Raw genomic sequence first — 23,136 nt, 5'->3', positions numbered from 1 at the left:
ATCCACAGAAAAGGTGGATAACTTTCATCGTAGGTCAGGCTGATAATGTGACCGCAGAAGGAAATTGCCAAACGGCATCACGAACGCGTACAGGCTTATTAATGAGCCCAAGAGCATAAAAGCGATCGGCTATGATTTGCTGCTCTTTGATGACCTCAAAAGCCATAGCGCGGGTTTTATGGCTACGGCGACCAAGCGCCCTTTCAACGGATGACACCTCTAAACCCAACTCCTGAGCCAGTAAGCTGGCCGCTTCATGCCGATGGTTATCTATAAACAATCCGGTTTGCTGCAAGCTTTCAATCAATTGCTGCGCGATGTCATCGTTCTGCGAGACGAAATCACGACGCGCCAGGTAAAATTGATGATTGCGAACACGGCCTTCACCATTAACCAATACCCTCAATTCTTCATGGCCCTCTGCCGCACTGAGCAAAGGATCCCACATCATCCACGCATCAACTGACAGATAATCACTGGCGGTTAAAGGATACTTAGGAGGGGCGTAAATGACTTTAACCTCATCCAAAGCAATACCGGCCTCCTCAAGTAACTGTAAAAGTAGCCAGTGAACATTAGAACCTTTATTGACTGAAATGCGTTTCCCACGCAAGTCATGGAGTGTGTGTATTTCACTATCGCGTGGTACAACGATGCCCACACTGCTTGGTGCAGGCGGCTCCCAAGAAATATAGGCTACTGAACTCCCGCTAGCCTGGGCGAATATCGGTGGGACTTCTCCTGTGGTACCAAAATCGATCTCGTTATTTTGCAGTGCATAAAGCAATTGAGGCCCAGCTGGGAACTCACTCCATAGTACGCTGATACCCTGTTGCGAAAAGCGCTGTTCGAGACTCTGGCGTGCTTTTAATACGCCCAGATTGCCGAATTTTTGATAGCCAATACGCAGTTCACGCTCCTGCTCTGCAAAAGATGCCAAGCTCACAGGCGCATGACCCATGGCTTTACGACGACCTTTTATCACACCTTGGTTGGCCATATGGGTACGCAAGGTATGACGACTGATGCCCAGCAGCGCAGCAGCTTGAGTTTGATTCTGTTCGGTAAACGCCAATGCATTATTGATTAAGCTGGTGACTACGCGGTCAAACAGTTGATGAGGGTGATCAGAAAGCTGCTGGCGTAAGAAGCTATCTAATGTGGAGTCGGTGGCAGCGGCAGTGGCAGTGGTAAAGCCTTGTTCACTGTATCCAGTAAGTCGCAAATGCGCAGGCGTCAGCGTCTCATCCCGGCTCAGCAACACAGCATTATGTAACGTATTCTCTAACTCACGAATATTACCGGGCCAGCTGTACTCTAGTAACGCTTCCAGAGCATCCGATGAGAGACGGCGTGCCGGACGACCTAAACGGCGTGCATACAGCGATAAGAAATGGTTGGCCAAGAGTGGAATATCATCACGTCGTTGCCGCAAAGGAGGTAAAGGGACAACGGCAATGTTGAGTCGGTAGAAGAGGTCTTCTCTGAATCGGCGTTCGCGAATTGCCTGCGCCAAATCAACGTGAGTCGCTGCAATAACACGAACATCAACTTTGATCGCTTTACGTGAGCCAACGCGGGTGATCTCGCGCTCCTGCAGCACACGCAATAACTTCACCTGTAATGAAAGACTGAGTTCGCCTATCTCATCAAGCAACAATGTGCCGCCCTGAGCAGACTCGAACCAGCCAGGATGGGCCTGAGTGGCACCGGTAAACGCCCCTTTTTCGTGCCCAAACAGTTCGGCCTCAGCAAGACTCTCTGTCAAAGCGCCACAGTTTACAGCTAGAAAGGGGCCATTGCGGCGCTGGCTATGGTGGTGCAGGTAGCGGGCGACCACTTCTTTACCCGTACCCGTCTCTCCCACGATGAGGACTGTGGCATCCGTGGGCGCGAATTTATCGAGTAATGATTGAAAGGCGAGTGATGCTGGATCGACTAAACGCGGTGAATCGGTGTAATTGGTGTAAGGAGTCAACATCATTATATTTCCTGGCAGGAGCATCCTCTCAAGCTAACGACACAGATTCGCTGTGAACAGCAGGAAAAAAGCATAAGCAGTTGCATATGCAGCAATAGCTGTTGGCGAAAAGTTGGAAATGCAACAGTGTGATTGTTGCGGTAGGCGTTAAATTGCTGAATTCAGTGATAAATTAAAAAAACAAACCTGGCACGCATTTCGCTAATAGCCATATAACCAAATGGACAGTCTTAAATGACCAATTTCTAATAAAGTTATATAGGAAAAGCATAATGGCCGATTCCGCAAATAATTCGATTAACGTTTTCTGGTTTCTCCCTACGCACGGCGATGGACGCTACCTTGGTACCACAGAAGGCGGACGTCCGGTTGATTTAGCCTACTTACAGCAGGTTGCTTTAGCTGCAGACAATCTCGGTTTCTACGGCGTTCTCATCCCGACAGGTAAAAGTTGTGAAGATTCATGGCTTGTGGCGTCGGCACTCGCGCCCATTACAAAGAGGCTTCGCTATCTGGTTGCTGTTCGTCCTGGTTTGCAGCCTCCTACCTTGGCTGCGCGCATGGCTACCACACTGGACCGTCTGTCAGAGGGGCGACTGTTGATTAACGTGGTCACCGGCGGCGACCCTGTGGAGAACAAAGGCGACGGCATCTTCCTCAACCACAGTGAACGTTATGAAGTGACCAAAGAGTTTCTGGACGTCTACAGCCGCTTGATGCGCGGCGAGAAAGTTGACTACAAAGGGCAGCATATTCACGTTGAGGGTGCAGAGGTATTGTTCCCACCGGTGCAAGAGAATGGACCTCCGCTTTACTTCGGCGGCTCCTCAGAGGACGCCATCGACGTCGCAGCAGAGCAAATTGATACCTATCTCACGTGGGGCGAACCTCCTGAACAGGTGGCGGAGAAGCTGGCAGTGGTGCGTAAACGCGCCGCAGCACGTGGACGCAAACTGGAGTACGGTATTCGACTGCATGTGATTGTGCGCGAGACAGAAGAGGAAGCCAAAGCCGCTGCCGAGAAGTTGATTGGGCATTTAGATGAAGACACTATTGCTCAAGCGCAGAAGATCTTTGCTCGTATGGATTCGGCAGGGCAGGCTCGCATGAGCGCGTTGCATAAGGGTTCGCGCGATAATCTCTACATTGCACCAAACTTATGGGCGGGCGTCGGATTAGTGCGCGGTGGTGCCGGGACAGCATTAGTTGGTAGCCCTGAGCAAGTGGCAGAACGCATCCGTGAATATCAGGCGTTAGGTGTGACCAACTTCATTCTGTCGGGCTATCCGCATCTGGAAGAAGCGCATCGTGTGGCAGAATTGCTTTTACCCCTGCTGCCCTTGGCAAACGGCCAACAGCAGCGTGCGCGCACCTTCAATACCGGACCTTTTGGCGAAACCATTGGTGGCGATAAGCGACCATCGAAGCAGACGAGCGCCAGCTAATGCAGGAGAAGGCAATGGCGAAAGCACGGGTGATTATTGTAGGTGGCGGCTTCAGTGGCACAGCGCTGGCGATTCATCTTGCTCGGACCTCAGCAGAAGCCTTACTGATTACAGTGGTCGAGCCGCGGGAGTTGCTGGGCGGCGGTGTTGCCTACTCGACGCAGGAACCTGCTCACCGAATTAACGTGCCTGCATCCCGCATGCAATTGAGCGGTGAGGAGCAGGGGGCGTTTGACCACTGGTATCGTCAGCAGCCGGAGTGTTCACTGGATTCCGCAGCCCATTGCGCCGATGGTTCAGTCTATCCGCAGCGCGGGATGTTTGGTCGCTATTTGGCAGAACAGTTTGCCCTGGCGGCAATACGCTACCCGCATGTCACACTACGCCATCTTCAGACCACGGCCGTGGCTTGGGAAGGTCAGCAGTTGCTACTTAGCAATGGTGAGACGTTACAGGGCGATATCCTGGCGTTGGCCATCAGCCACCCACCCCCGTCTTTGCCACGCGCGTTGCAACCTTTTGCCCAGCATCCGGCATTGATTGCCAATCCATGGCAGCGAGGTGTGTTGGATGCCATCACCCCGGACGCTTCGATTGCCATTATGGGAACGGGTTTAAGTATGGCCGACGTGGTTGCGTCTTTAGCCACGCGCCATCATCGTGGCCCGTTAACGGCTTTCTCGCGTCGTGGACAGCTCTCTCGCGCCAATCTGACAGGAGAGTGGCCTGAATGGACGTTAGCGCCGCAGAACGTCCCTGAGGCACGTTTATGGCTGCATCATATTCGCGTCGAAGTCGCACGCGCAGCGGAACAACAACTGCCGTGGCAGCGGGTACTAGATGAAGTGCGTGTGCAGGGACAGGCTATCTGGCAATCATTGCCGCTGCGCGAACAGCAGAAGTTCGTGCGCCATCTGCGCTCGTGGTGGGATGTACATCGCTACCGCATTGCCCCCCAAGTCGCTGCTGTCATCAGTGAACGTCAGCTGCAGGGCAGTTTGCATGTATTGGCGGCAAGGCTGCAATCTATCACGGCACGCGGAAATCAACTGGAAGTTACCCTGCACACGCGGCAGGGCAAGACACAAACGCAGCGCTTAGATCAGCTCATCGTCACCACGGGACCCGGCCACGATGCGCTGACGCAAAGCCAACCGCTGTTGCAATCGCTCAGTGAGCAAGGCTTGATTCGTGCCGATCAACTCGGCTTTGGTCTTGATGTCGATGAACACTCGCACGCGCTCACGCAGCAGGGCCTACCCAATAGCAGACTGTTAGTGGTTGGCCCGGCAGCACGCGCGCGTTTTGGTGAACTGATGGGCTTACCTCAAGTTGCGGATCATGCCGCCGCCGTCGCTCAACAAATATTGAATGAACTGGATATCGCGCATGCCGAGCGATGTCCCCCTTCCATTTCTTAATCTCTAACATCCTAAAAACACACTGACGAACGCTGGGTCGTAGCACGATCACGGCTTCGCTATGGAGATTGCTATGCCATCGCAACGTGAAATTCGCTTGAATGCTTTTGATATGAACTGTGTCGGACACCAGTCACCAGGGCTGTGGGCACATCCACGTGACCGTTCCTGGCAGTACAAAGATCTGGAATATTGGGTTGATCTGGCGAGGTTGCTGGAGCGCGGTAAGTTTGACGGCCTGTTTATCGCCGATGTGTTGGGTATCTATGATGTGCTGAACGGTAACGGTGATGCGGCAATTCGTCAGGCGACGCAGGTACCGGTTAACGATCCCTTGGCGCTGATTACGCCGATGGCGTTGGTGACCGAGCACCTTGGCTTTGGTCTGACCGCTTCGTTGTCGTTTGAACATCCGTATCCCTTTGCGCGTCGGTTATCAACGCTCGATCATCTCACCAAGGGACGCATTGGCTGGAATATTGTCACCTCATATCTGGAGAGTGGCGCGCGTAACATCGGGCATCAGACGCAAACCGATCATGACAGCCGTTATGACTATGCCGATGAGTATCTGCAAGTGGTTTACAAACTGCTGGAAGGCAGTTGGGAACAGGATGCGGTACTGCGCGATCCTGAACGTCGTATCTTCAGCGATCCTCGCAAAATCCATCCGATCAATCATCAAGGCACCTTCTTCAACGTCCCTGGGATTCATCTGTGTGAGCCTTCTCCACAGCGCACGCCGGTACTGTATCAAGCGGGAGCTTCAAGCCGAGGCAAGCAGTTTGCGGCGGAGCACGCGGAGTGCGTGTTCGTGGCTGCACCGTCCAAAGTGTTGCTGAAAAAAACCGTTGCGGATATTCGCCGTCGTGCAGAAGAAGCGGGACGTGATCCGCGCAGCATCCTGATCTTCAACCTGCAAACCGTCATCGTCGGTGAGACCGATGCGGCCGCGCAGGCGAAGTGGAAGGAGTATCAAAACTGGGTCAGCTACGAAGGCGCATTAGCGCTGGTCTCTGGATGGACGGGTATCGACTTCGGCCAATATCAGCCGGACCAGGTGCTGAAGTATCTGCATACCAACGCCATTCAATCCGCTGTAGAAACCTTCTCTACCGCCGACCCCGATCGTCAATGGACTGTGAAAGCGTTGGCGGATTGGGTGGGTATTGGCGGCTTTGGTCCGTTGATTGTCGGCAGCGCGGCAACCGTGGCAGATGAACTGCAAAGCTGGGTGGAAGATACCGATGTTGATGGTTTTAACCTGGCCTACGCCTTAACGCATGAAACCTTTGAAGATGTGGTTGAGCTGCTGATTCCAGAACTGCAAAAGCGTGGTGTTTTCAAGAAGGACTACGCCAAGGGTACGCTGCGCGAGAAGTTGTTTGATGCTGGGCCTCAGCTTGTTGCCCCTCATCCTGGCGCGGGCTATCGGGTGAGAAGTACGGTGCAGCAGGAGGTCTCATGATTGAGATTGAGCAGCTCAGTAAACAGTATCGCAGCAGCGATGGGCGCGTGACCGAGGTATTGAAAGCGATCAACCTGCAGGTTCCGCAAGCCAATATCACTGCCGTGGTGGGGCCGAGCGGGGCAGGGAAATCGACACTGGCAAAGTGCATCAGCCTGCTGGAGCAACCGAGCGCGGGCAGTATTCACGTCAATGGTAGCGATCTCTCCAGCCTGAACGGAGAAGCACTGCGCCGTGCCCGCCGATCGATTGGCACCGTATTCCAGTCCTCTGCATTGCTGCAACGTAAAAGTGCTTGGGAAAATATTGCCTTACCTCTGCGCTATCTCGGTGTGGTGGAGCGGGATATCGCTGCAAGGGTCGGTGAACTGCTGGAGAGTGTCGGCCTGAGCCACAAGGCCAAGGCATTCCCTGGACAACTCTCGGGTGGACAGCGTCAAAGGATTGGCATCGCGCGAGCCTTGGCGCTGCGGCCTTCCGTGCTGTTAGCGGATGAGGCGACCTCAGGGCTTGATCCTGAAGCCACCATCACGGTGCTCGATCTGCTGAAGAAACTGCGTGACGACTATAAGCTAGCGATTGTGCTGATCACTCATGAGATGGATGCCGTGCGTCAGGCCGCAGATGCGGTAGCAGAAATTCGCGATGGGCGAATTGTGCAATACGGCGTGGTGAAGACGTTGCTGGCGCAACCGGATTCGGTGCTGGGTCAGCGTCTGTTTCCGCTGGTGTCACAGCCGGGCGCAGCAGAATTTACACTGCAACTCAGTTACCGCACCGATGTCACGGTTGTCAGCGATTGGATCTCACGCCTCAGTCAGCAGTTCTCTTTGCGCATCGATCTGCTCGGCGCGCACGTTGAACAGGTCAATGGCCTGCAAGCGGGGCGCCTGGAGGTGGGCATTCACTTCCAGCAGGAACGTGTTCCACTGGCACATTTGCTAGCGCAACTCGAACAGTTCGGATTGGTGGCCAGCGTCTCAGGCAGCGTGTCTCCTTTGCGGGAGGCAGTATGAGCGTTTCTGTGATGAGTCAAGACACGCCGTGGGCAGAGATTCCCACCTTGATGCTCCCCGCGCTGGGTGAAACGGCATTGATGGTGGGAATTGTGATGCTCTTCGTGGTGGCATGTGGCGGCGTTGTGGGTGTGGTGCTGTTCAACACCTCCGCACGCGGGCTGTTTCCTCATCGCGGTATCCATCGTGTATTGAGTTGGATCGTTAACATGGGACGCTCGCTGCCTTTTCTCGTCTTAATGGCCGCGATTATTCCGTTCACCTTCTGGCTCACTGGCACCACGATTGGTATTCCTGCGGCGGTCGTTCCGATGATTGCCGCTGGCATTCCGTTCTTCGGACGACTGGTGGATAACGCGCTGCGCGAATTGCCGAGCGAAGTCACTGCTGTGGGTTTGGTGTGTGGCGGCTCGCGTTGGCAGATTATCCGTTCGGCACAGCTCAGCGAAGCCTTGCCCGCCATTGTTGCGGCGATCACCCTCAACCTGATTTCGATGATTGAGTATTCGGCCATTGCCGGCACGATTGGCGCCGGCGGCATCGGCTATTTAGCCGTGGTGTACGGCTACCAGCGCTTCGATAACCACATCATGATCGCCACCATTGTGGTGCTGATTGCTTTAATCCAAACCATCCAATTTATCGGCGACCGCTTAGTTGCCGCTTTGCGCCATCCTCAGGGGATATCACTATGACAACACAAGAATTTGAGCTACGTAAATCTCGCCACTGGCCATGGCTTTTACTGATTATAGTGGTCATTGTCGTCGCGCTTGCCGCCTGGTTCTGGCGCAGCCAGCAGCCGCAGGCGGTGGTGTTTGGTACCACGTTGCAGGTTCACTTTGAACCGGCAATGGCAGGTGAACAGAAGTTGATTGAGTATGTTGGCGAGCACATCGCGCCGGATTACGGTCTGAAGCTAGAAGCCGTCGGGGTACAAGATCCGGTGCAAGCTGACCGCGCGGTGGCACAAGGACAGTATGCGGCGACCGTGTATCAACACCAGTGGTGGTTAAAACAGGTGGTGGATGCCAACGGCTTCAAACTCACTTCCGCATTACCGCTGTTCCAGTGGGCGTTTGGCATTTACTCAGATCGCTATAAATCGGTCGCCGACCTGCCGCAAGGGGCCACTATCGTGGTCCCCGACGATGGGGCGAACCAAGGTCAGGCGCTTTGGTTGCTGGCGCGTCAGGGCTTAATCACGCTGGATCCCAATGTTGAACCCCGTACCGCGAAGCTGAAGAACATTGTGGGCAACCCGCACGGCTTCGTTTTTAAAGAGCTGGATTTGCTAACGATGCCACGCGCACTGAACTCGGTCGATGCCGCGATTGGTTATGTTTCCCAGTTTGATGCCGGAAAAGTGCCGCGTGACAAAGGCATTCTGTTCCCCCCTGCGCCGCGTACTTTTGCTTCGCAGTTGGTGATTGGTACGCCATATCTGGAGCAGGAAAACATTGTGAAACTCAAGCAGGCGTTTTCCGATCAGCGTGTCCAGCAGTGGCTGAAAACCACGGATGACCCACTGGTGAAAGGGGTGCTGGTGCCGGTCTCCGCTGATTAATCCTGACGTTTAACAGACTTACCCGGACACGCGCTGCGCGTCCGGGCTTTCGTGTTTGTTTTTTAATTTATCTTATTGATTTACAACAATTAAATATCACTATTTGTTGTTTTGGTCCGGAAGCTTTAGCGCTTATAACAACCTCACCTGCACAACTAAAAATAACGTGAGGCGTTATGAGTTCTCTTCCTTTAGAAAACACCTTACCGGCTTCAGAGCCGGTTCGTTCGGTCAGTGATGTGGCAAGGCTGATCAACACCCGCAGTGACAAAAACAATTATGCGCGCATGATTGTGTTCCTCGCGCTCGGCGGCGTCTTCCTTGATGCCTACGATCTCACCACGCTGTCTTATGGTATCGATGATGTGGTGCGTGAATTCCAGATATCCCCGTTCATCACAGGTTTAGTGACCTCATCAATCATGGTAGGCACCATCGTCGGCAATCTCATTGGCGGCTGGCTGACGGACAAGTATGGCCGTTATTCGGTGTTTATGGCTGATATGCTGTTCTTTGTGGTGTCCGCCATCGCAGCCGGATTGGCACCCAATGTGTGGGTACTGATTGGCGCACGCTTCTTGATGGGCATTGGCGTGGGCATTGATTTGCCTGTCGCGATGTCCTATCTGGCAGAATTCTCGAAGTTTGCTGGCAAAGGTAACAAAGCCGCGCGTCTCGCGGCCTGGTGTCCGATGTGGTATGCGGCTTCAACGGTGTGCTTCTTGTTGATCTTCGGTCTCTATTTTCTGCTGCCAAAAGAGCATCTCGACTGGTTATGGCGCGCGTCACTGCTGTTCGGTGCCGTGCCCGCCTTACTGATCATCGCGGTGCGCAGCAAGTTTATGAATGAATCGCCGCTGTGGGCCGCCAATCAGGGCGATCTGAAAGCGGCGGTGCGGATATTGCGCGACTCATACGGTATTCATGCGCATGAAGCCGAACCTGAAGCACCACCTGCAGCGGCGGCACCTAAGGTCAGTTTCCGCGTGCTTTTCCAGAAACCCTGGCGCGAGCGCACCATCGTGGCAGGTGTGATGAACATCTGTATCTCGTTTGAATACACCGCGATCGCGTTCTTCTTGCCTTCGATCCTCGCACAGTTTCTTGGCGCGGGCGTCTTCGAGACGATCTCTGCCTCGCTTGGCCTGAATGCGCTGTTTGCCTTCACCGGTGGCCTGCTCGGTATGCGTCTGGCATGGAAATACCCGTCGCGCCATGTAGCGATTGCCGGGTTTGCTTTGCAGTTCTTCGCGCTGATTGCTCTGGCCTTAATTGGTCATCCTGAAGCCATCGCCGGCATTGTGTTTGCCGTGCTGATGCTGGGTTTGTGGCTGTTCGCTGAAGGTTTTGGACCGGGTGCGCAACTGATGGTCTATCCAGCCCTTTCTTATCCCACTTCTATCCGCGCCACGGGCGTTGGCTTTAGTCGCGCGCTCTCTGGCATTGGCAGTGCTCTGGCCCTGTTTATTCTGCCCATTCTGCAGGCCGCATTGGGTACCAATATGTTTTGGGTGGTATCGCTTGCCGCGATCATCCCGATTTTCTTCCTGCTGGCGGTGCGCCACGAGCCCACACGTCACGACATCGACGACCTTTCTCATCTGGAGCAACCATGAGCTTACTTTCGACAGGAACCGATTACGCTGCACTGGCCGCGCATTTTCGACCGCTCTTTGCGCGTATCGCTGAGGGGGCAGTGGAACGAGAACGCAACCGCACGTTACCGCATGACGCGCTGACATGGCTGAAAGAAGCCGGTTTTGGCACCGTACGTATTCCAAAAGAGAAGGGGGGCTGGGGCGCATCGCTGCCGCAACTGTTCCAACTGCTGACGGAACTGGCAGAAGCGGACTCCAACCTCCCACAGGCACTGCGTGCCCATTTCGCGTTTGTTGAAGACCGCCTGAACCAACCGGACAGTGCCGAACGCGATCTCTGGTTTCGTCGTTTCAGCGATGGTGAGCTGGTGGGCAGTGGCTGGACAGAAATCGGTGCGGTGAAAATCGGTGATGTGATCACCCGCGTCACGCCAACCTCAAATGGCTGGACGCTGAGCGGGGAAAAGTTTTACAGCACCGGCACGCTGTTCGCGGACTGGATTGATGTGTATGCACGACGCAACGATAACCAAGGGGATGTCATCGCTCTGGTGAATACTCACCAACCGGGTGTGACGCGTGAAGACGACTGGGATGGTTTTGGGCAGCGCTTAACGGGGAGCGGTACGACACGTTTCGATAATGCGCACGTCGAGCAAGAGCACGTGTTTGATTTCGCGACGCGCTTCCGCTACCAAACGGCGTTCTATCAACACGTGCTGTTGGCGACGTTGGCCGGCATTGGACGGGCGGTGGCACGTGACGGTGCGAAAGCCGTGGCCACACGAAATCGTATTTACAGTCACAGCAATGGTTCGACTTCACGCGAGGATGTACAGGTACTCCAGGTGATCGGTGAGATCACCAGCCTGGCGTTTGCGGTCGAAGCCACAGTGATTCGCGCCGCACATTCACTGCAATCAGCATATGAAGCCCATGTGAGCAGCGATGAAGCAAGACTTGTTGAGGTCAACGCATTAGCGGAAGCCGAAGCAGGGCAGGCACAAGTCATCGCCAGTGAACTGGTTACGCGCGCTGCCACCGAGCTGTTTAACGCACTTGGCGCGTCGGATACGCGTATCAGCAAAACGCTAGACCGTCACTGGCGTAATGCGCGTACCGTATCCTCGCACAATCCTGTGATCTATAAAGCACGTGATATCGGCGGTTGGAAGGTTAACGGCACGCCGCCGACGGGGATTTGGCAAATTGGAAGAGGGACGGAATAATAAAAACGGGCAGCCTGATGGCTGCCCGCTTGATAAAGCGGATTTCATTTCTTATCCAACGACCAGGTCGCGCTACGCACATCCACTTTCACCGGCAACAGTCCCACGCGGGTGAAAGTGTCTGCTAACGCTTGCTGCTCATCAAACACCTGCGGCGTCATGCGCGTGGCACCGTAAGGCAGTCGTTTCAAGGTGGTTTGCCAGATGGTTTTATCCAATCCGGTTGATTTAGCCAGGATACCTGCCGCTTCATCCTGATGCGCATTTGCCCAGTCACTCAATTTACTCAATTCATCGACCACCTGTTTTGCCGTGTCAGGGTGGCCTTCCGCGAATGGACGGCTGGCAAGATAGAAGGTGTAATGCGGCACTAAACCTTCAGCATTACGGATTTCACGCGCATCGGCGTTGGCTTCCACTTCTGCAAGGTAGGGGTCCCAAATGACCCAAGCATCAATCGCTCCTTTCTGGAATGCAGCGCGGGCGTCGGCGGGTGGCAGATAGACGGGCTTCACATCCTTATAATTTAATCCGGCATCTTCAAGTGCTTTCACCAGCAGGTAGTTCACGTCAGAACCTTTGTTGAGTCCAACGCGTTTTCCTTTCAAATCTGACACGCTTTTAATCGGTGAATCTTTTGGCACCACAATCGCTTCGGTTTTTGGGTTAGCGGGTGAGTGACCGAGGTAGATCAAATCGGCTTTGGCCGCTTGGGCGAAGGCGGGTGGTGCATCGCCGGTGGCGGCTAAGTCGATACTGCCCACGTTCAACCCTTCCAGCATCTGCGGTCCGGCCGGGAATTCCACCCAACGCACATTGATACCTTCTTTCTTCAGGGTTTCATCCAGCGTGCCGCGATACTTTAGCAGCGCGAAGATATTGGCTTTCTGATAGCCGATGGTGACAGTTTCTGGGTTGGCAGCCCAAGCGTGTGAGGAGAGCAGGCTGAAGCTCAACGCCAGCGCGCTTAAAACAGGCAATTTAGTTTTCATGATGAGTCTCTCTGGGGTTTTTCTCACCATAACAAAGCGCTTATATAACCAATAAATAACTAATTTCGATCGCTTATAACCTAATTTTTGTGATCGCGATCATTCACTGTAATCAGTGTGTCATCAAAATTTGCATAGATGCCCAGATGATTAGCACGGTAATAATTTGTATAACAAATCAAAATGTCATATTGATATGCTTCTGTCAGGATAGGCACTTACGTTGCCTGCTAAGGGTTTCTTTCGCTCTATGAAGTGGTTTTCACAAAGTGCAGTGTTGTTCTCTGCCAAAACTTGTCTTGCCGCCTTTCTGGCCTTTTATATCGCTCTGGAACTCAATCTTGATAAACCGGCTTGGTCACTGACTACAGTGTACGTTGCATCGCAGCTCTATTCGGGTTCAACGGTATCCAAGTCTGTGTTTCGTTTGTTCGGCACCGTACTCGGTGGCTTGTTCACATTACTGATTTATCCCATCACGGTTCAGTCTCCGATGATGTTCAGCCTGTGCATTTCACTGTGGGTGGCGGTATGCCTATACCTGTCATTGCATGACCGCACGCCGAAAAGTTATGTGTTTATGCTTGCCGGATACAGCGCCGCCATTATGGGCTTTCCCGATGTCACCTCACCGTCAGAAATCACCTACACCGTGATTTCGCGTATTGAGGAGATCACAGTGGCGATCATCTGTAGCAGCTTGGTACATCGTCTGATCATGCCGGTGACGATGCGCAATCTACTCGAGCAGAGTGTCAGCCTGTGGTACCAAAACGCGCGCAAGCTGTGCAGCGAGCTGGTCACGGCGATGCCTGCGGAGAAATCGCTGGAACGCGAAGATATTCTGATTCAGATGGCTAACTATCCCCTTAACGTTGAGACGTTGATTACGCACTGTGTTTACGAAGGGGATGACGCACGACGGTTGGTGCGATTGGTCAGCGTACAGTATCAGCACCTCTCCTACTTAATCCCTACGCTTACGGCGATTGAGTCACGCCTCAATTTGTTGGCGCAGCAGCAGATCCGTTTTCCTGACTATATTGCCACCGCTTTCCAGCAGTTTTTGTTATGGCTGAATGGCGATGAACAGCTGCCGGTACGCGATGTTCTCCTGAACGCGCAAGCCGAGCTAAAACAGGCCTGGCAGGAAGGGCGACTCAATAGTGAAGAGAGTATTTTGCTGATTGGCCTATTGGAGCGCTTACTCAATTTCGTGCGTATTGCCGATGCCTATCAAAGTGTCAGCGAGCGAGTCAGTGAGTGGACGCCCACTGTCAAAGCAGGCAAACCCGCGCGGGCGCATAAGCACGTGGATAAGGGCTTGCTGCTGCTCTCCTGTTTTACGGCGTTTTCTGCCACCTTTGTAACGTGTTTGTTCTGGATTGGTAGCGGCTGGAAAGATGGTTCAACCGCACCGATGATGGCCGCAGTCCTGTGCTCCTTCTTTGCGGGGCTGGACAGCCCGATTGCACCCATGAAGCTGTTCTTAAAAGGTGTGCTGGTCTCCATGGCGATTAGCCTGGTGTATGTCACGGTGCTGATACCGCAAGCCGTCACTTTTGAAGCGATGATTATCTGCCTCGCGCCAGGTCTGTTCGCCTTGGGGCTGGTGATTGCCAATCCTTCCACCAACCTGATTGGTTTAATTGTCGCTACGCAAATCCCAGGCTTGATTGGAATGAGCCATCACTTTAAGCCAGATCTTCTGCTTATAGTGAACGCGATGATTTCGACGCTGGTGGGCATTGCGATTGCGCTGGTGCTGACCTTGCTGATTCGCAACAAACGTCCGTCGTGGACGGCGAAGCGTGCCGTGCGTAAAGGGATTCGCGATCTGCTGCAATTCATCAGTGCACTGCGCCTGGGCTCGGCCACTATGACCGCACGACAGCAGTTTGTCGCGCGAACGCTGGATAAAGTGAACATCATTTTGCCGCGTAAGCGTATCGATCCGGCACCGGATCTGGTGTCGGGGGGCAATTTAATTGCTGAGGCTTGGTTGGGTGCTAACTGCTATGACTACTACACGCGACATCAGGCACTACTGGCCGCCAATGGCATCGAAAGCAGCGCGATGTTTCACGAGCTAAGCGTGTTTCTGAAACAGCGTTTGAAGTCACTGCAAACGCAGCCGCAACCGGCATTATTAGCAGAGTTAAATCGCTTGTTGTTGGGCCTGGAGGCGGGCGCTCAGCAGGAACAGGCTTTGTTTGCCCCGATGTTCCACTTGTTCAATATCCGCTTATCACTGTTTCCTTCAGCGCGCTGGCCGGAAATAACGTACAGTGCATAACAGGCTTAAAAGGGATAACTGCAGATGAAAATGATGGGTTTGATTGGCGGTATGAGCTGGGAATCAACGGCACTCTATTACCGCATCATCAATGAACAGGTGAAGCAGCAACTCGGTGGATTGCACTCGGCGCGTAGTCTCATGTACAGCGTTGACTTTCACGAGATCGAAAAGCTTCAGGTTGCCGGGGAATGGCAGCAAGCGGGTGAGATCTTGGCAAATGCGGCACGCAGCCTGGAGAAGGGCGGGGCAGAATTTATTGTGCTCTGTACTAACACCATGCATAAAGTCGCCGATCAAATCACCGATGCCGTTGAGATTCCGCTACTGCATATCGCTGATGCGACCGCACAACGCATTCGTGACGCGGGAGTAAAACGTGTCGGGTTACTGGCGACGGCGTTCACTATGGAGCAGGAATTCTATAAAGGCCGTTTGGCACAGTCTGGTATTGAGGTGTTGGTGCCCGATGCCCCCGGTCGTAAGACAGTTCACGACATCATTTATCAGGAGTTATGCCTGGGGATTATTCGTGGGGAATCGCGCGCGCAGTACCGTGAGATTATTGCTGAGCTGGTGGAGCAGGGCGCAGAAGCGATCATTCTGGGTTGCACCGAAATTACCCTGCTGGTGAAGGCCGAAGATGCCAGTGTGCCGCTGTTTGATACCACGTTGATCCACGCTGAAGACGCGGTGAAATTGGCATTGGCTACAAAATAACTAGCCTGCTAATTATTTTATGTGTTATTATTTGTTCATTGAAGGCACAACGTTTGACCCCACATGGTCGTACAGGGATGTGCCAGAACTGGCTGCCAAGATTGGCAGCCTTTTTTGTGGTCAGAATGCTGTTTCCAGTGAATCTGTGACGCAATAATCATCATCCACCAGCGGCAGATAGCGCCATTTATCAAATGCAGTACAAGGATGAGAAATACCGCACCCTACCCAGTCACCCGGCTGCAGCCTTTCATCATCGGGCAATAGCAGATAGGCGTGCTGATCGTTCACGTCGCTGATACGCAAATGCGTGGCTGAACGGGGTTCACTGCCGTCTGCGTTGCGGATCCACAGCGGATTTGGCAGGTCCTGATCGAAAGGCACGTCACGCCGACCAAAATCGACAAATGCCAAGCCCGGTTCCGGACGCGATAACACCCGCCCCCAAATCTCCAGTGCCGCATCAAAGTGATGGCTGGCGCCAGGTTGTGCAAACGGCGCAATACGCGCATACAAACCGCTGTCATGGGCCATATAAGCACCTGAACGGATTAACGGCGTCATCGGCAGTGGCAGCGTAGCAGCGGTAAAGCTCTCGGTGACCACGTCAAACCATGCGCCGCCGCCAGCACTGAGGATGATATGTTCACTGCTGAACAACTGTTTTTCAGCCAGTAGCACAGCGGTGTTGACCATCATCTGGCAATACTCTTTTACCCGCCGTATACCCTCAGCATCGCGACCGGCCCCCAAGGCGCCTTCATAACCCGCCACACCCACCAACTGAAGTGCAGTACTGGCTTTGATCGCTTCGGCAATCTTCAGGGCTTCCTGCTGTGAACGGCAACCGGTACGTCCGCCACTGACCGACATCTCTAGCAGCACTGAAATCTGTGCATCGCCAAGATGTTGCTCCAGCAGTTTTACTCCCTGCAGTGAATCGACGTAGCAGAGGAAGCCATGATCGGGATGCTGTTGTTGCCACTGTGCAATCCAGCGAATGCCTGCGGGATCGACCAGTTCATTGGCAAGGAACACGTTGCGAATACCAAACTGGCGCAGTGCACGCACTTGCGCTGGCGTGGCGGCACCCAGTCCCCAAGCACCGCCTTCGGTGATCGCGCGTCGTAAAACGGCGGGCGACATTGAGGTCTTACCGTGTGCCGCCAGCATGATGCCCTGTTCCCGACAGAAGGCAGCCAGTTGGCGCAGGTTATTCTCCAGCGCCGACTGCTTCATAATCATTAACGGCGAGAAGACCTCGTCACTGTTAAACACCGCAGTATCCTGTGCTAAGGGCGAATTCCCCGCACCCGCCACCGATTTAAAACGTGGTGCGGCTTGTTGTGCATCCAGTAAACCATCCGCGCGCAGCGGAAAGCGAATCGACATAGTGGCTCCTGTTAGTGCTCAAGCACGCGCGACAAGAATTGTTGCGTGCGTGGATTCTGCGGATTCACAAAGAGTTGCTCAGGTGAACCCTGTTCAGCGATAACGCCTTGATCCATAAACACCACGCGATCGGCGGTTTTACGGGCAAAGCCCATTTCATGCGTCACCACCACCATGGTCATGCCTTCACGCGCCAGACTGCGCATCACTTCCATCACCTCGCCGACCAATTCTGGGTCGAGCGCGGAGGTGGCTTCATCGAAGAACATGATTTTCGGTTCCACCGCCAATGCACGCGCGATGGCGACGCGCTGCTGCTGACCACCAGAAAGTTGCGCCGGGTAATGATGGGCGCGTTCAGCCAGCCCAACCCGCGTTAGGGCTGCCATGCCGCGTTTATTGGCTTCGGCTTCAGAAAGCTTTTGCGCTTTGATCAGCGCCAGCGTGACGTTACCCAACGCGGTTTTATGGGGGAACAAGTTGAACTGCTGGAAAACCATCCCTACGTGACCGCAAATTTCACTACTGCGTTTACGGTCATGCAACGGCACCTGGTTTACCCAGATCTCGCCACCGTCAGCGGTTTCTAATCCGCTCATGATGCGCAGCACAGTACTTTTTCCCGAACCGGATGCACCAATCAATACCAGTACTTCGCCGGGTGAAACATCCAGGCTGATCTCTTTCAGCACCTGTGTGGAGCCAAAGGATTTGGTAATGCGGCTCAGCGTAATCGCGGATTGGCTCATGATATTTGGCTCCTGGTTTGATGATGTTGAACCCAACGAGAAAGCGGGAAGCAAATGGCGAAGTAGAGCAGGGCAACCAGGCCGTAAATCACCACCGGTTGTCCAATGCGATCGACAATCGCCTGGCCCTGATGCATCAGTTCGGACATGCCGATCATGCTGACGATCGAGGTGTCTTTAATCAGCGAAAGATACTGACCGGCCAGCGGCGGCAACACGATGCCACGGGTTTGGGGCAGCACTACGCTCATGAAGGTTTGACGCTTGGAAAGTCCGAGAATCCACGACACCTCCCACTGACCTTTCGGCACCGCTTCAATTCCGGCGCGGAATACTTCGGCGATGTAGGCACCTTGATAGATGCTTAAACCGAGGATCCCAGCGGCAAACAGATTGATCTCATAACCGAAATAGGCCACGCCGAAGTAGATAAACATCAGCGTGATCAGCACCGGTGTACCGCGAAACAGCTCGGTGTAGATTACGGCGACCTGCTTAGCGACCGGCAGGCGGCTGGTTCTCAGCACCGCAGCCAGTAAACCCAGCAGGGTACTGCCGAGGATAGCGGCGATGGACAGCAACAGCGTGATACCCAATCCTTTTAGCAGGATGGGGAAAGAGCTGATGATTAACTCGCTCATAACGCATTCTCCCGTTTCACTGGATTAGTCAGCCATTTTTTTGCCCACCACCAGGCGGACTTTTTTACCGGAGTCACCAGCGGCGGATGGAACATGCGCCGTCCTGCCACCGTGCCCAGCCAGGAGAACAGATTGCTCAGTACCAGATAGACGAGCGCGACCACGCTAAAGGTCTGGATATAAAGCAAAGTACGGGCGTTGATGACCGTGGCGGTACCAGTCAGTTCTGGCAGGGCAATCGCAGAAAGTAACGAGGTGCCAAGCAGCAGCTGAATCAGGTTGTTGATGATCGCTGGCCACACTGCACGCGCTGCCTGTGGCAGCACCACACTGAGAAAAATCTGCCGACGCGGAATACCGAGAATGTATGCTGCCTCGAGCTGGCCTTTTGGCACCGATTGAATCCCGGCACGAAAGGTTTCAGACAAGTAAGCGCCAACGTTGATGCCCAGCGCCAGCACACCGGCGGTAAAGGCGCTCATGGTGATGCCCAACGAGGGGAGGCCAAAGAAGATGATGAAAATCTGTAGCAGAACCGGCGTGTTGCGAATGAATTCAACATAGCAGTGACTGATCCAGCGCAGTGGCGCCACTGGCGAAGATTTCGCTAATGCCGACAACAAGCCCAATGCCACCGCCAGCACGAATGCCAGGAGTGTCACCTGTAGTGTCAGCCATGCGGCTTCAAGAAAGGTGTCGGCGTAGCGCCAGAGGGTTAGCCATTGATAACTCATGGTTTGACTCCTTTGAACGGCGCGACATCAGCTGCCGCGCCGCACATCAATCAATATTGCGGATTCAGCGGGTAACGTGGCTTGCTACCGAACCATTTCTGATACAGCTGGGCGTTCTCACCTGATGCATTAATCTCAAACAGGAATTCATTCAGATAGTTGGTCCACACCTGATCACCCTGTTTCACGCCGAAGGCATTATATTCCAGCGGAACCAGCGCTTCGTTGGTGACGGTCAGCGTAGGGTCCAGCTTGGCCTGGTAAGCAAGGAAGTTGTTATCTTCGATCATCGCATCGGCTTGGCCCTGCTTCACGGCGAGAATCGCGGCTTGCGATGAATCGTATTCCTGGATTTTCACATCAATGCCGAGGTTACGGACTTCATCCCCGTTGGTTGAACCCTTCACCGTGGCGATAGTTTTACCGGCCATATCATGAGCTGATTGAATGCCGCTGTTTTTGCGCACCAACATCGCTTCACTCGCCACCACATACGGGTTGGTGAAGCCAATCTCTTTGGCACGTTCCAGATTGCGAGTAAAGTTACAGAACACCACATCCACTTTATTGGTTTGCAGGTTTGGAATACGGTTGGCGCTAGTGGTGTTGACCATCTCCAGTTTCACGCCCATCTCTTTGGCGAGTGCTTTCGCTAAATCAACGTCATACCCGTCCGGGTTGCCGTCTTTGTCATAAAAACCAAAGGGCGCAAAGCTCAGGCAGTCACCGACACGCAGCGTGCCGCGTTGCAGTACGTTCTGCAGAGCCGATTGCGGTGCGGCGCCAGCCTCTTTTTTTTCTTCGGTGGGTGTGCAGCCAGCTAAAACCAGCAATGCCAGCGCAGCGGCGCCGAATTTAAGCGATGTTGTGTTCATTTTATGCTCTCTATAAAATGGTTATGAGTCGGCGTAATGCCGATATTTCACAGCAAAATGAAAAGCATCAATTAATAACAGGCTGTCCTGGTGTGGACGAAGAAAATAAAAAATCGTCAGCCTGTTTTAACCGTAATAATTATTTACGATCGGCGCGGAAGCATTTCATATCCACTTCCACTTTGCAGTCGACCACTAAATCTTGCACGCTACAAATACGCGCTGGTGGGTTACCGCTGAATATCTCACTGAATACTTTATTGAAGGAACTGAAATAACGCGCGTCGGTCAGCACGGCTGTGACGTGCACCACATCCTCCACGCGATAACCTGCCTCGCGCATGATGGTCAGACAGTTATCGAACGCTAACTGCGTCTGTTCAATGATACCGCCTTCCACTACCTCACCGTCGCGCATCGGCGTCTGGCCCGAGATATACAACCAGCCATCAGCTTCTACCGCACGGGCAAAAGGCAGTTTTTGCCCGCCGGTGCCTGTTCCGCCTTCAATGCCATAACGCTTAATCGCCATGCAATTCTGCCTCGTTTCTGGGTCTGTTGGTTTGTCTGGTATATCAGACTGCAATCTGCAATACCGGATAGGGCAAGATTTGCACAGTAGATTTGCTTTTGCAATATGTGACCCGCTATTTAATTTTTTGTGATGTAGTCGGGATCGCAAAATAATTCCCACTGCATGGATTTGTTTAAAAATAATGTGACCTTTGTCGTGATTTTTTAAGTGTGAGTCAAAGAGGTCTGCGCCAAAATGAGGCCCCAAAATAGAACGCCATAATATAACCTCCGTGATTAATTTTTATTTTTACAGGGATGGGTAATTATTGCATTGGGGTGTATGATGCTTTTCTTTTTTAGCGTATTCCAATCGCACCAATGCAACAGGGGAGTGAGCAAATGCCGGATGAGAAACCTTCACGGGCACGCGGTGTTGACCGGGTTATTGATATTTTCCGACAGTTGCATACTGCTCGTCAGCCGATGGCGATGCGCGATCTGATCGATGCCACAGGCGCACCTCGTTCTAGTGTCTATGAGTTAGTGAGTCTACTGAGTGAAGCGGGGCTGGTGGAATTAGATGCCGAAGGTGCAGTGTTCTTCGGGCGTGAGATGCACTATTACGGTGCAGACTACATGGCGCACAATGACCTCATCCGCCGTGCCCATCAGTTGATGGTGGAGATTGTGGCGCGCCACGGCGAAACCGTTCAACTTTGCATGTTGGAAGGCAACAAATACACCGTGGTGTTGTCCGAGAGCAGCAACGCGCACCCCTTCAAAATCACCTCAGATATCGGCGTACGCGTGCCCATCACCTGGACCGCTACCGGGCGCTTGCTGCTGAGTAACTGGTCTGACAGTGCGATTCTCGATTTGATTCCAGAGGAAGATTACCGTCTCGCCAGTGGCCAAATTCTCGATAAGCAGGCATTTCTCGATGAAATTCATCACGCCGGTAAGCTGGGCTATTGCATGACGGAAGGTCTCTCCGAAAGCTTTACCTGCTGTATGGCGGCACCGATTCGTTCCCGCAGTGGCCAGGCGGTGGCAGCGATCTGCTTTATGGTCAGCCGTGATACGCCACAAGAGCGCCGTCAGATGCTGTTGCAGGAGTTGATTACCTCCGGGCAGAAGCTGTCTGATTTTACTTAATACATCTCCAGGTGCGCATCAATGCGCACCCTACGAAAACCCATCGCCATCCTCTTTGACTCAATCCGTTACCACCCATTGTCCTGACGTTTATTTTTCGGCACTTAAGGTTGTGTTAAGGTAATTGATAATAATAACTATTCTTTTTACCACGGAGTTTTAGGATGAAAACGCGCCTGCTTTTGGCAATGGGATTACTGGCTTCCACTGCGGCTTCGGCTACCACCTATCCGCTGACCGTCACCGATATGGATGGTCACACGCAAACCATCAACAAAGAACCGCAACACATTATCCTGCAGGACGGCCGCGACATTTTAACGCTGGCGTTGCTGGATCGTGATGACCCGTTCAAACGTGTTGTGGCGTGGAATAACTTGCCGAAAAAACAGGACACACAAACCTGGGATATGCTGAAGGGCAAATGGCCGGAAGCGACCAAAATTGTTGATATGGGCTTCAGCGATCAAGGACAGGTCAATCTGGAAAGCGTATTGGCGCAGAAACCCGATTTGATGATTGCTCAGTTGCGTGCAAAACCGGCGCTGGAACAATCGGGTGTACTGAAGACGCTGGGCAATCTCCACATTCCGGTGGTTTTCGTGGATTATGAATTGCATCCGGCGCAGAACACCGCACCCAGCGTCACCCTGCTGGGCAAAGTGCTGAACCGCGAAACCCAGGCCAAAGCCTATACCGATTTCTATCAGCAGAAGTTTGATCGCCTTACCAAAGGCGTTGCTGAGGTGAAAAACAAACCGACTGTTTTCATCGAGCCGATTGCCGGTAACAGTGATAACTGCTGCTTTACCCATAGCCACAACGGTTGGGGCGGATTGGTCGAAGCCGTCGGTGGTAAAAATATCGGTTCAGAATTGTTGCCGGGCAACGTTGGATTTATTGCGTTAGAAAAAATTATCGCGATGAAACCTGACGTTTACATCATGACCGGTTCTAAACGTCCGAACACCAATGTGCTGCCATTTGGCTATGGCGTGCAGCCAACAGAGGTTAAAGCAACCTTCCAGACGCTGTTGAAGCGCACCGGACTGGCGCAAATTGAACCCGTGAAAAACGGCCGGGTGTATGGCGTGTACCATCATTTCTATAACCATCCATACAACATCGTTGGTATGGAGATTTTGGCGAAAGACCTCTATCCGCAGCAGTTTGCCGATCTCACGCCTACTGCGGACTTCCGCACTATCGTGAAGACCTTCACCAAACTGCCAGATGAAGCGATCGATCTGAGCTATCCCGACAATAAGTGATCCTCTCAGGCGGGCCTTTTCTGGCCCGCTTCTTCTTTGCCGCCACAACAAACTTTTCTCTGACATCATG

Annotated in this window: 20 protein-coding genes; 12 read left to right on the top strand and 8 right to left on the bottom strand. The window is 53.2% G+C overall.

The features are described from left to right. Positions 1–34: 34 nt before the first annotated feature. Positions 35–1,981, bottom strand: a complete 1,947-nt coding sequence (locus F3J38_RS00955; protein WP_167135525.1) for a sigma-54-dependent Fis family transcriptional regulator — start codon at positions 1,979–1,981, stop codon at positions 35–37. Between the two features lie 272 nt (positions 1,982–2,253). Here F3J38_RS00955 and ssuD point away from each other — a divergent pair, with 272 nt between their 5' ends. The 8 genes from ssuD (at position 2,254) to F3J38_RS00915 (ending at position 11,725) form a co-directional block, all read left to right on the top strand. Next, entirely contained in the window at positions 2,254–3,426 is a 1,173-nt protein-coding gene (gene ssuD / locus F3J38_RS00950) for an FMNH2-dependent alkanesulfonate monooxygenase (RefSeq protein WP_167134283.1), read from the top strand. 14 nt (positions 3,427–3,440) lie between these two features. Next, positions 3,441–4,847, top strand: a complete 1,407-nt coding sequence (locus F3J38_RS00945) for an FAD/NAD(P)-binding protein (protein ID WP_167134281.1) — start codon at positions 3,441–3,443, stop codon at positions 4,845–4,847. A gap of 73 nt (positions 4,848–4,920) precedes the next feature. Continuing rightward, positions 4,921–6,315 (top strand): LLM class flavin-dependent oxidoreductase, encoded by a 1,395-nt coding sequence (locus tag F3J38_RS00940; RefSeq protein ID WP_167134279.1) that lies wholly within the window; start codon positions 4,921–4,923, stop codon positions 6,313–6,315. Beyond that, the gene (locus F3J38_RS00935) at positions 6,312–7,331 is read left to right on the top strand and encodes a methionine ABC transporter ATP-binding protein (RefSeq protein ID WP_167134278.1); all 1,020 of its coding nucleotides are present in this window, start codon (positions 6,312–6,314) and stop codon (positions 7,329–7,331) included. The genes F3J38_RS00940 and F3J38_RS00935 overlap by 4 nt, the downstream gene beginning before the upstream one ends. Beyond that, on the top strand, positions 7,328–8,026 hold the full coding sequence (locus F3J38_RS00930; protein WP_167134276.1) for a methionine ABC transporter permease: 699 nt from the start codon (positions 7,328–7,330) through the stop codon (positions 8,024–8,026). Before F3J38_RS00935 ends, F3J38_RS00930 begins: the two co-directional genes overlap by 4 nt. Next, positions 8,023–8,898: a MetQ/NlpA family ABC transporter substrate-binding protein gene (locus F3J38_RS00925; protein ID WP_167134274.1), complete on the top strand. Its 876-nt coding sequence runs from the start codon at positions 8,023–8,025 to the stop codon at positions 8,896–8,898. Before F3J38_RS00930 ends, F3J38_RS00925 begins: the two co-directional genes overlap by 4 nt. Positions 8,899–9,074: 176 nt before the next feature. Further along, complete coding sequence (locus F3J38_RS00920) at positions 9,075–10,514, top strand: MFS transporter (protein WP_167134272.1); 1,440 nt, start codon at positions 9,075–9,077, stop codon at positions 10,512–10,514. Beyond that, on the top strand, positions 10,511–11,725 hold the full coding sequence (locus F3J38_RS00915; protein ID WP_167134270.1) for an acyl-CoA dehydrogenase family protein: 1,215 nt from the start codon (positions 10,511–10,513) through the stop codon (positions 11,723–11,725). Before F3J38_RS00920 ends, F3J38_RS00915 begins: the two co-directional genes overlap by 4 nt. Positions 11,726–11,769: 44 nt before the next feature. Here F3J38_RS00915 and F3J38_RS00910 read toward each other — a convergent pair whose 3' ends face one another. Further along, complete coding sequence (locus F3J38_RS00910; protein WP_167134268.1) at positions 11,770–12,717, bottom strand: sulfonate ABC transporter substrate-binding protein; 948 nt, start codon at positions 12,715–12,717, stop codon at positions 11,770–11,772. Between the two features lie 250 nt (positions 12,718–12,967). On the opposite strand from F3J38_RS00910, the gene F3J38_RS00905 reads away from it, so the two are divergent. Together F3J38_RS00905 and F3J38_RS00900 are read left to right on the top strand one after the other, a co-directional pair. After that, complete coding sequence (locus F3J38_RS00905; RefSeq protein ID WP_167134266.1) at positions 12,968–15,013, top strand: FUSC family protein; 2,046 nt, start codon at positions 12,968–12,970, stop codon at positions 15,011–15,013. Between the two features lie 24 nt (positions 15,014–15,037). Then, positions 15,038–15,733, top strand: coding sequence for an aspartate/glutamate racemase family protein (locus tag F3J38_RS00900; RefSeq protein ID WP_167134264.1), 696 nt, complete (start codon positions 15,038–15,040; stop codon positions 15,731–15,733). Positions 15,734–15,853: 120 nt separating this feature from the next. Here F3J38_RS00900 and F3J38_RS00895 read toward each other — a convergent pair whose 3' ends face one another. From F3J38_RS00895 to F3J38_RS00870, 6 genes are all read right to left on the bottom strand, one after another. Then, positions 15,854–17,125 (bottom strand): alanine racemase, encoded by a 1,272-nt coding sequence (locus F3J38_RS00895; protein ID WP_167134263.1) that lies wholly within the window; start codon positions 17,123–17,125, stop codon positions 15,854–15,856. 11 nt (positions 17,126–17,136) lie between these two features. Then, positions 17,137–17,874 carry an amino acid ABC transporter ATP-binding protein gene (locus tag F3J38_RS00890; RefSeq protein ID WP_167134261.1) on the bottom strand — a complete coding sequence of 246 codons (738 nt, stop codon included), beginning with the start codon at positions 17,872–17,874 and terminating at the stop codon, positions 17,137–17,139. Beyond that, positions 17,871–18,515, bottom strand: a complete 645-nt coding sequence (locus F3J38_RS00885) for an amino acid ABC transporter permease (RefSeq protein WP_167134259.1) — start codon at positions 18,513–18,515, stop codon at positions 17,871–17,873. The genes F3J38_RS00890 and F3J38_RS00885 overlap by 4 nt, the downstream gene beginning before the upstream one ends. Beyond that, positions 18,512–19,249, bottom strand: a complete 738-nt coding sequence (locus F3J38_RS00880; protein ID WP_034822373.1) for an amino acid ABC transporter permease — start codon at positions 19,247–19,249, stop codon at positions 18,512–18,514. The genes F3J38_RS00885 and F3J38_RS00880 overlap by 4 nt, the downstream gene beginning before the upstream one ends. 50 nt (positions 19,250–19,299) lie before the next feature. Continuing rightward, positions 19,300–20,124 (bottom strand): ABC transporter substrate-binding protein, encoded by an 825-nt coding sequence (locus F3J38_RS00875; RefSeq protein ID WP_034822375.1) that lies wholly within the window; start codon positions 20,122–20,124, stop codon positions 19,300–19,302. Between the two features lie 139 nt (positions 20,125–20,263). After that, a complete protein-coding gene (locus F3J38_RS00870) occupies positions 20,264–20,656 on the bottom strand; it encodes a RidA family protein (RefSeq protein WP_167134257.1) in 393 nt (130 codons plus the stop codon). A gap of 383 nt (positions 20,657–21,039) precedes the next feature. On the opposite strand from F3J38_RS00870, the gene F3J38_RS00865 reads away from it, so the two are divergent. Both F3J38_RS00865 and F3J38_RS00860 read left to right on the top strand, forming a co-directional pair. After that, a complete protein-coding gene (locus tag F3J38_RS00865; protein ID WP_167134255.1) occupies positions 21,040–21,795 on the top strand; it encodes an IclR family transcriptional regulator in 756 nt (251 codons plus the stop codon). A gap of 164 nt (positions 21,796–21,959) precedes the next feature. After that, complete coding sequence (locus F3J38_RS00860) at positions 21,960–23,066, top strand: ABC transporter substrate-binding protein (RefSeq protein ID WP_167134253.1); 1,107 nt, start codon at positions 21,960–21,962, stop codon at positions 23,064–23,066. Positions 23,067–23,136: the final 70 nt, after the last annotated feature.

Origin of the sequence: Candidatus Pantoea formicae (genome assembly GCF_011752625.1) — a bacterium.
Taxonomy (GTDB): Bacteria; Pseudomonadota; Gammaproteobacteria; order Enterobacterales; family Enterobacteriaceae; genus Pantoea; species Pantoea formicae.
Note: the sequence above shows the minus strand (reverse complement) of the source record. Positions and strands in the feature narration are given on the sequence as shown.

What these genes read in the sequence shown, in the direction of transcription:
- F3J38_RS00955 (WP_167135525.1), bottom strand. Translation starts at nt 1,981, where the DNA reads ATGTTGACTCCTTACACCAATTACACCGATTCACCGCGTTTAGTCGAT.
- ssuD (WP_167134283.1), top strand. Translation starts at nt 2,254, where the DNA reads ATGGCCGATTCCGCAAATAATTCGATTAACGTTTTCTGGTTTCTCCCT.
- F3J38_RS00945 (WP_167134281.1), top strand. Translation starts at nt 3,441, where the DNA reads ATGGCGAAAGCACGGGTGATTATTGTAGGTGGCGGCTTCAGTGGCACA.
- F3J38_RS00940 (WP_167134279.1), top strand. Translation starts at nt 4,921, where the DNA reads ATGCCATCGCAACGTGAAATTCGCTTGAATGCTTTTGATATGAACTGT.
- F3J38_RS00935 (WP_167134278.1), top strand. Translation starts at nt 6,312, where the DNA reads ATGATTGAGATTGAGCAGCTCAGTAAACAGTATCGCAGCAGCGATGGG.
- F3J38_RS00930 (WP_167134276.1), top strand. Translation starts at nt 7,328, where the DNA reads ATGAGCGTTTCTGTGATGAGTCAAGACACGCCGTGGGCAGAGATTCCC.
- F3J38_RS00925 (WP_167134274.1), top strand. Translation starts at nt 8,023, where the DNA reads ATGACAACACAAGAATTTGAGCTACGTAAATCTCGCCACTGGCCATGG.
- F3J38_RS00920 (WP_167134272.1), top strand. Translation starts at nt 9,075, where the DNA reads ATGAGTTCTCTTCCTTTAGAAAACACCTTACCGGCTTCAGAGCCGGTT.
- F3J38_RS00915 (WP_167134270.1), top strand. Translation starts at nt 10,511, where the DNA reads ATGAGCTTACTTTCGACAGGAACCGATTACGCTGCACTGGCCGCGCAT.
- F3J38_RS00910 (WP_167134268.1), bottom strand. Translation starts at nt 12,717, where the DNA reads ATGAAAACTAAATTGCCTGTTTTAAGCGCGCTGGCGTTGAGCTTCAGC.
- F3J38_RS00905 (WP_167134266.1), top strand. Translation starts at nt 12,968, where the DNA reads ATGAAGTGGTTTTCACAAAGTGCAGTGTTGTTCTCTGCCAAAACTTGT.
- F3J38_RS00900 (WP_167134264.1), top strand. Translation starts at nt 15,038, where the DNA reads ATGAAAATGATGGGTTTGATTGGCGGTATGAGCTGGGAATCAACGGCA.
- F3J38_RS00895 (WP_167134263.1), bottom strand. Translation starts at nt 17,125, where the DNA reads ATGTCGATTCGCTTTCCGCTGCGCGCGGATGGTTTACTGGATGCACAA.
- F3J38_RS00890 (WP_167134261.1), bottom strand. Translation starts at nt 17,874, where the DNA reads ATGAGCCAATCCGCGATTACGCTGAGCCGCATTACCAAATCCTTTGGC.
- F3J38_RS00885 (WP_167134259.1), bottom strand. Translation starts at nt 18,515, where the DNA reads ATGAGCGAGTTAATCATCAGCTCTTTCCCCATCCTGCTAAAAGGATTG.
- F3J38_RS00880 (WP_034822373.1), bottom strand. Translation starts at nt 19,249, where the DNA reads ATGAGTTATCAATGGCTAACCCTCTGGCGCTACGCCGACACCTTTCTT.
- F3J38_RS00875 (WP_034822375.1), bottom strand. Translation starts at nt 20,124, where the DNA reads ATGAACACAACATCGCTTAAATTCGGCGCCGCTGCGCTGGCATTGCTG.
- F3J38_RS00870 (WP_167134257.1), bottom strand. Translation starts at nt 20,656, where the DNA reads ATGGCGATTAAGCGTTATGGCATTGAAGGCGGAACAGGCACCGGCGGG.
- F3J38_RS00865 (WP_167134255.1), top strand. Translation starts at nt 21,040, where the DNA reads ATGCCGGATGAGAAACCTTCACGGGCACGCGGTGTTGACCGGGTTATT.
- F3J38_RS00860 (WP_167134253.1), top strand. Translation starts at nt 21,960, where the DNA reads ATGAAAACGCGCCTGCTTTTGGCAATGGGATTACTGGCTTCCACTGCG.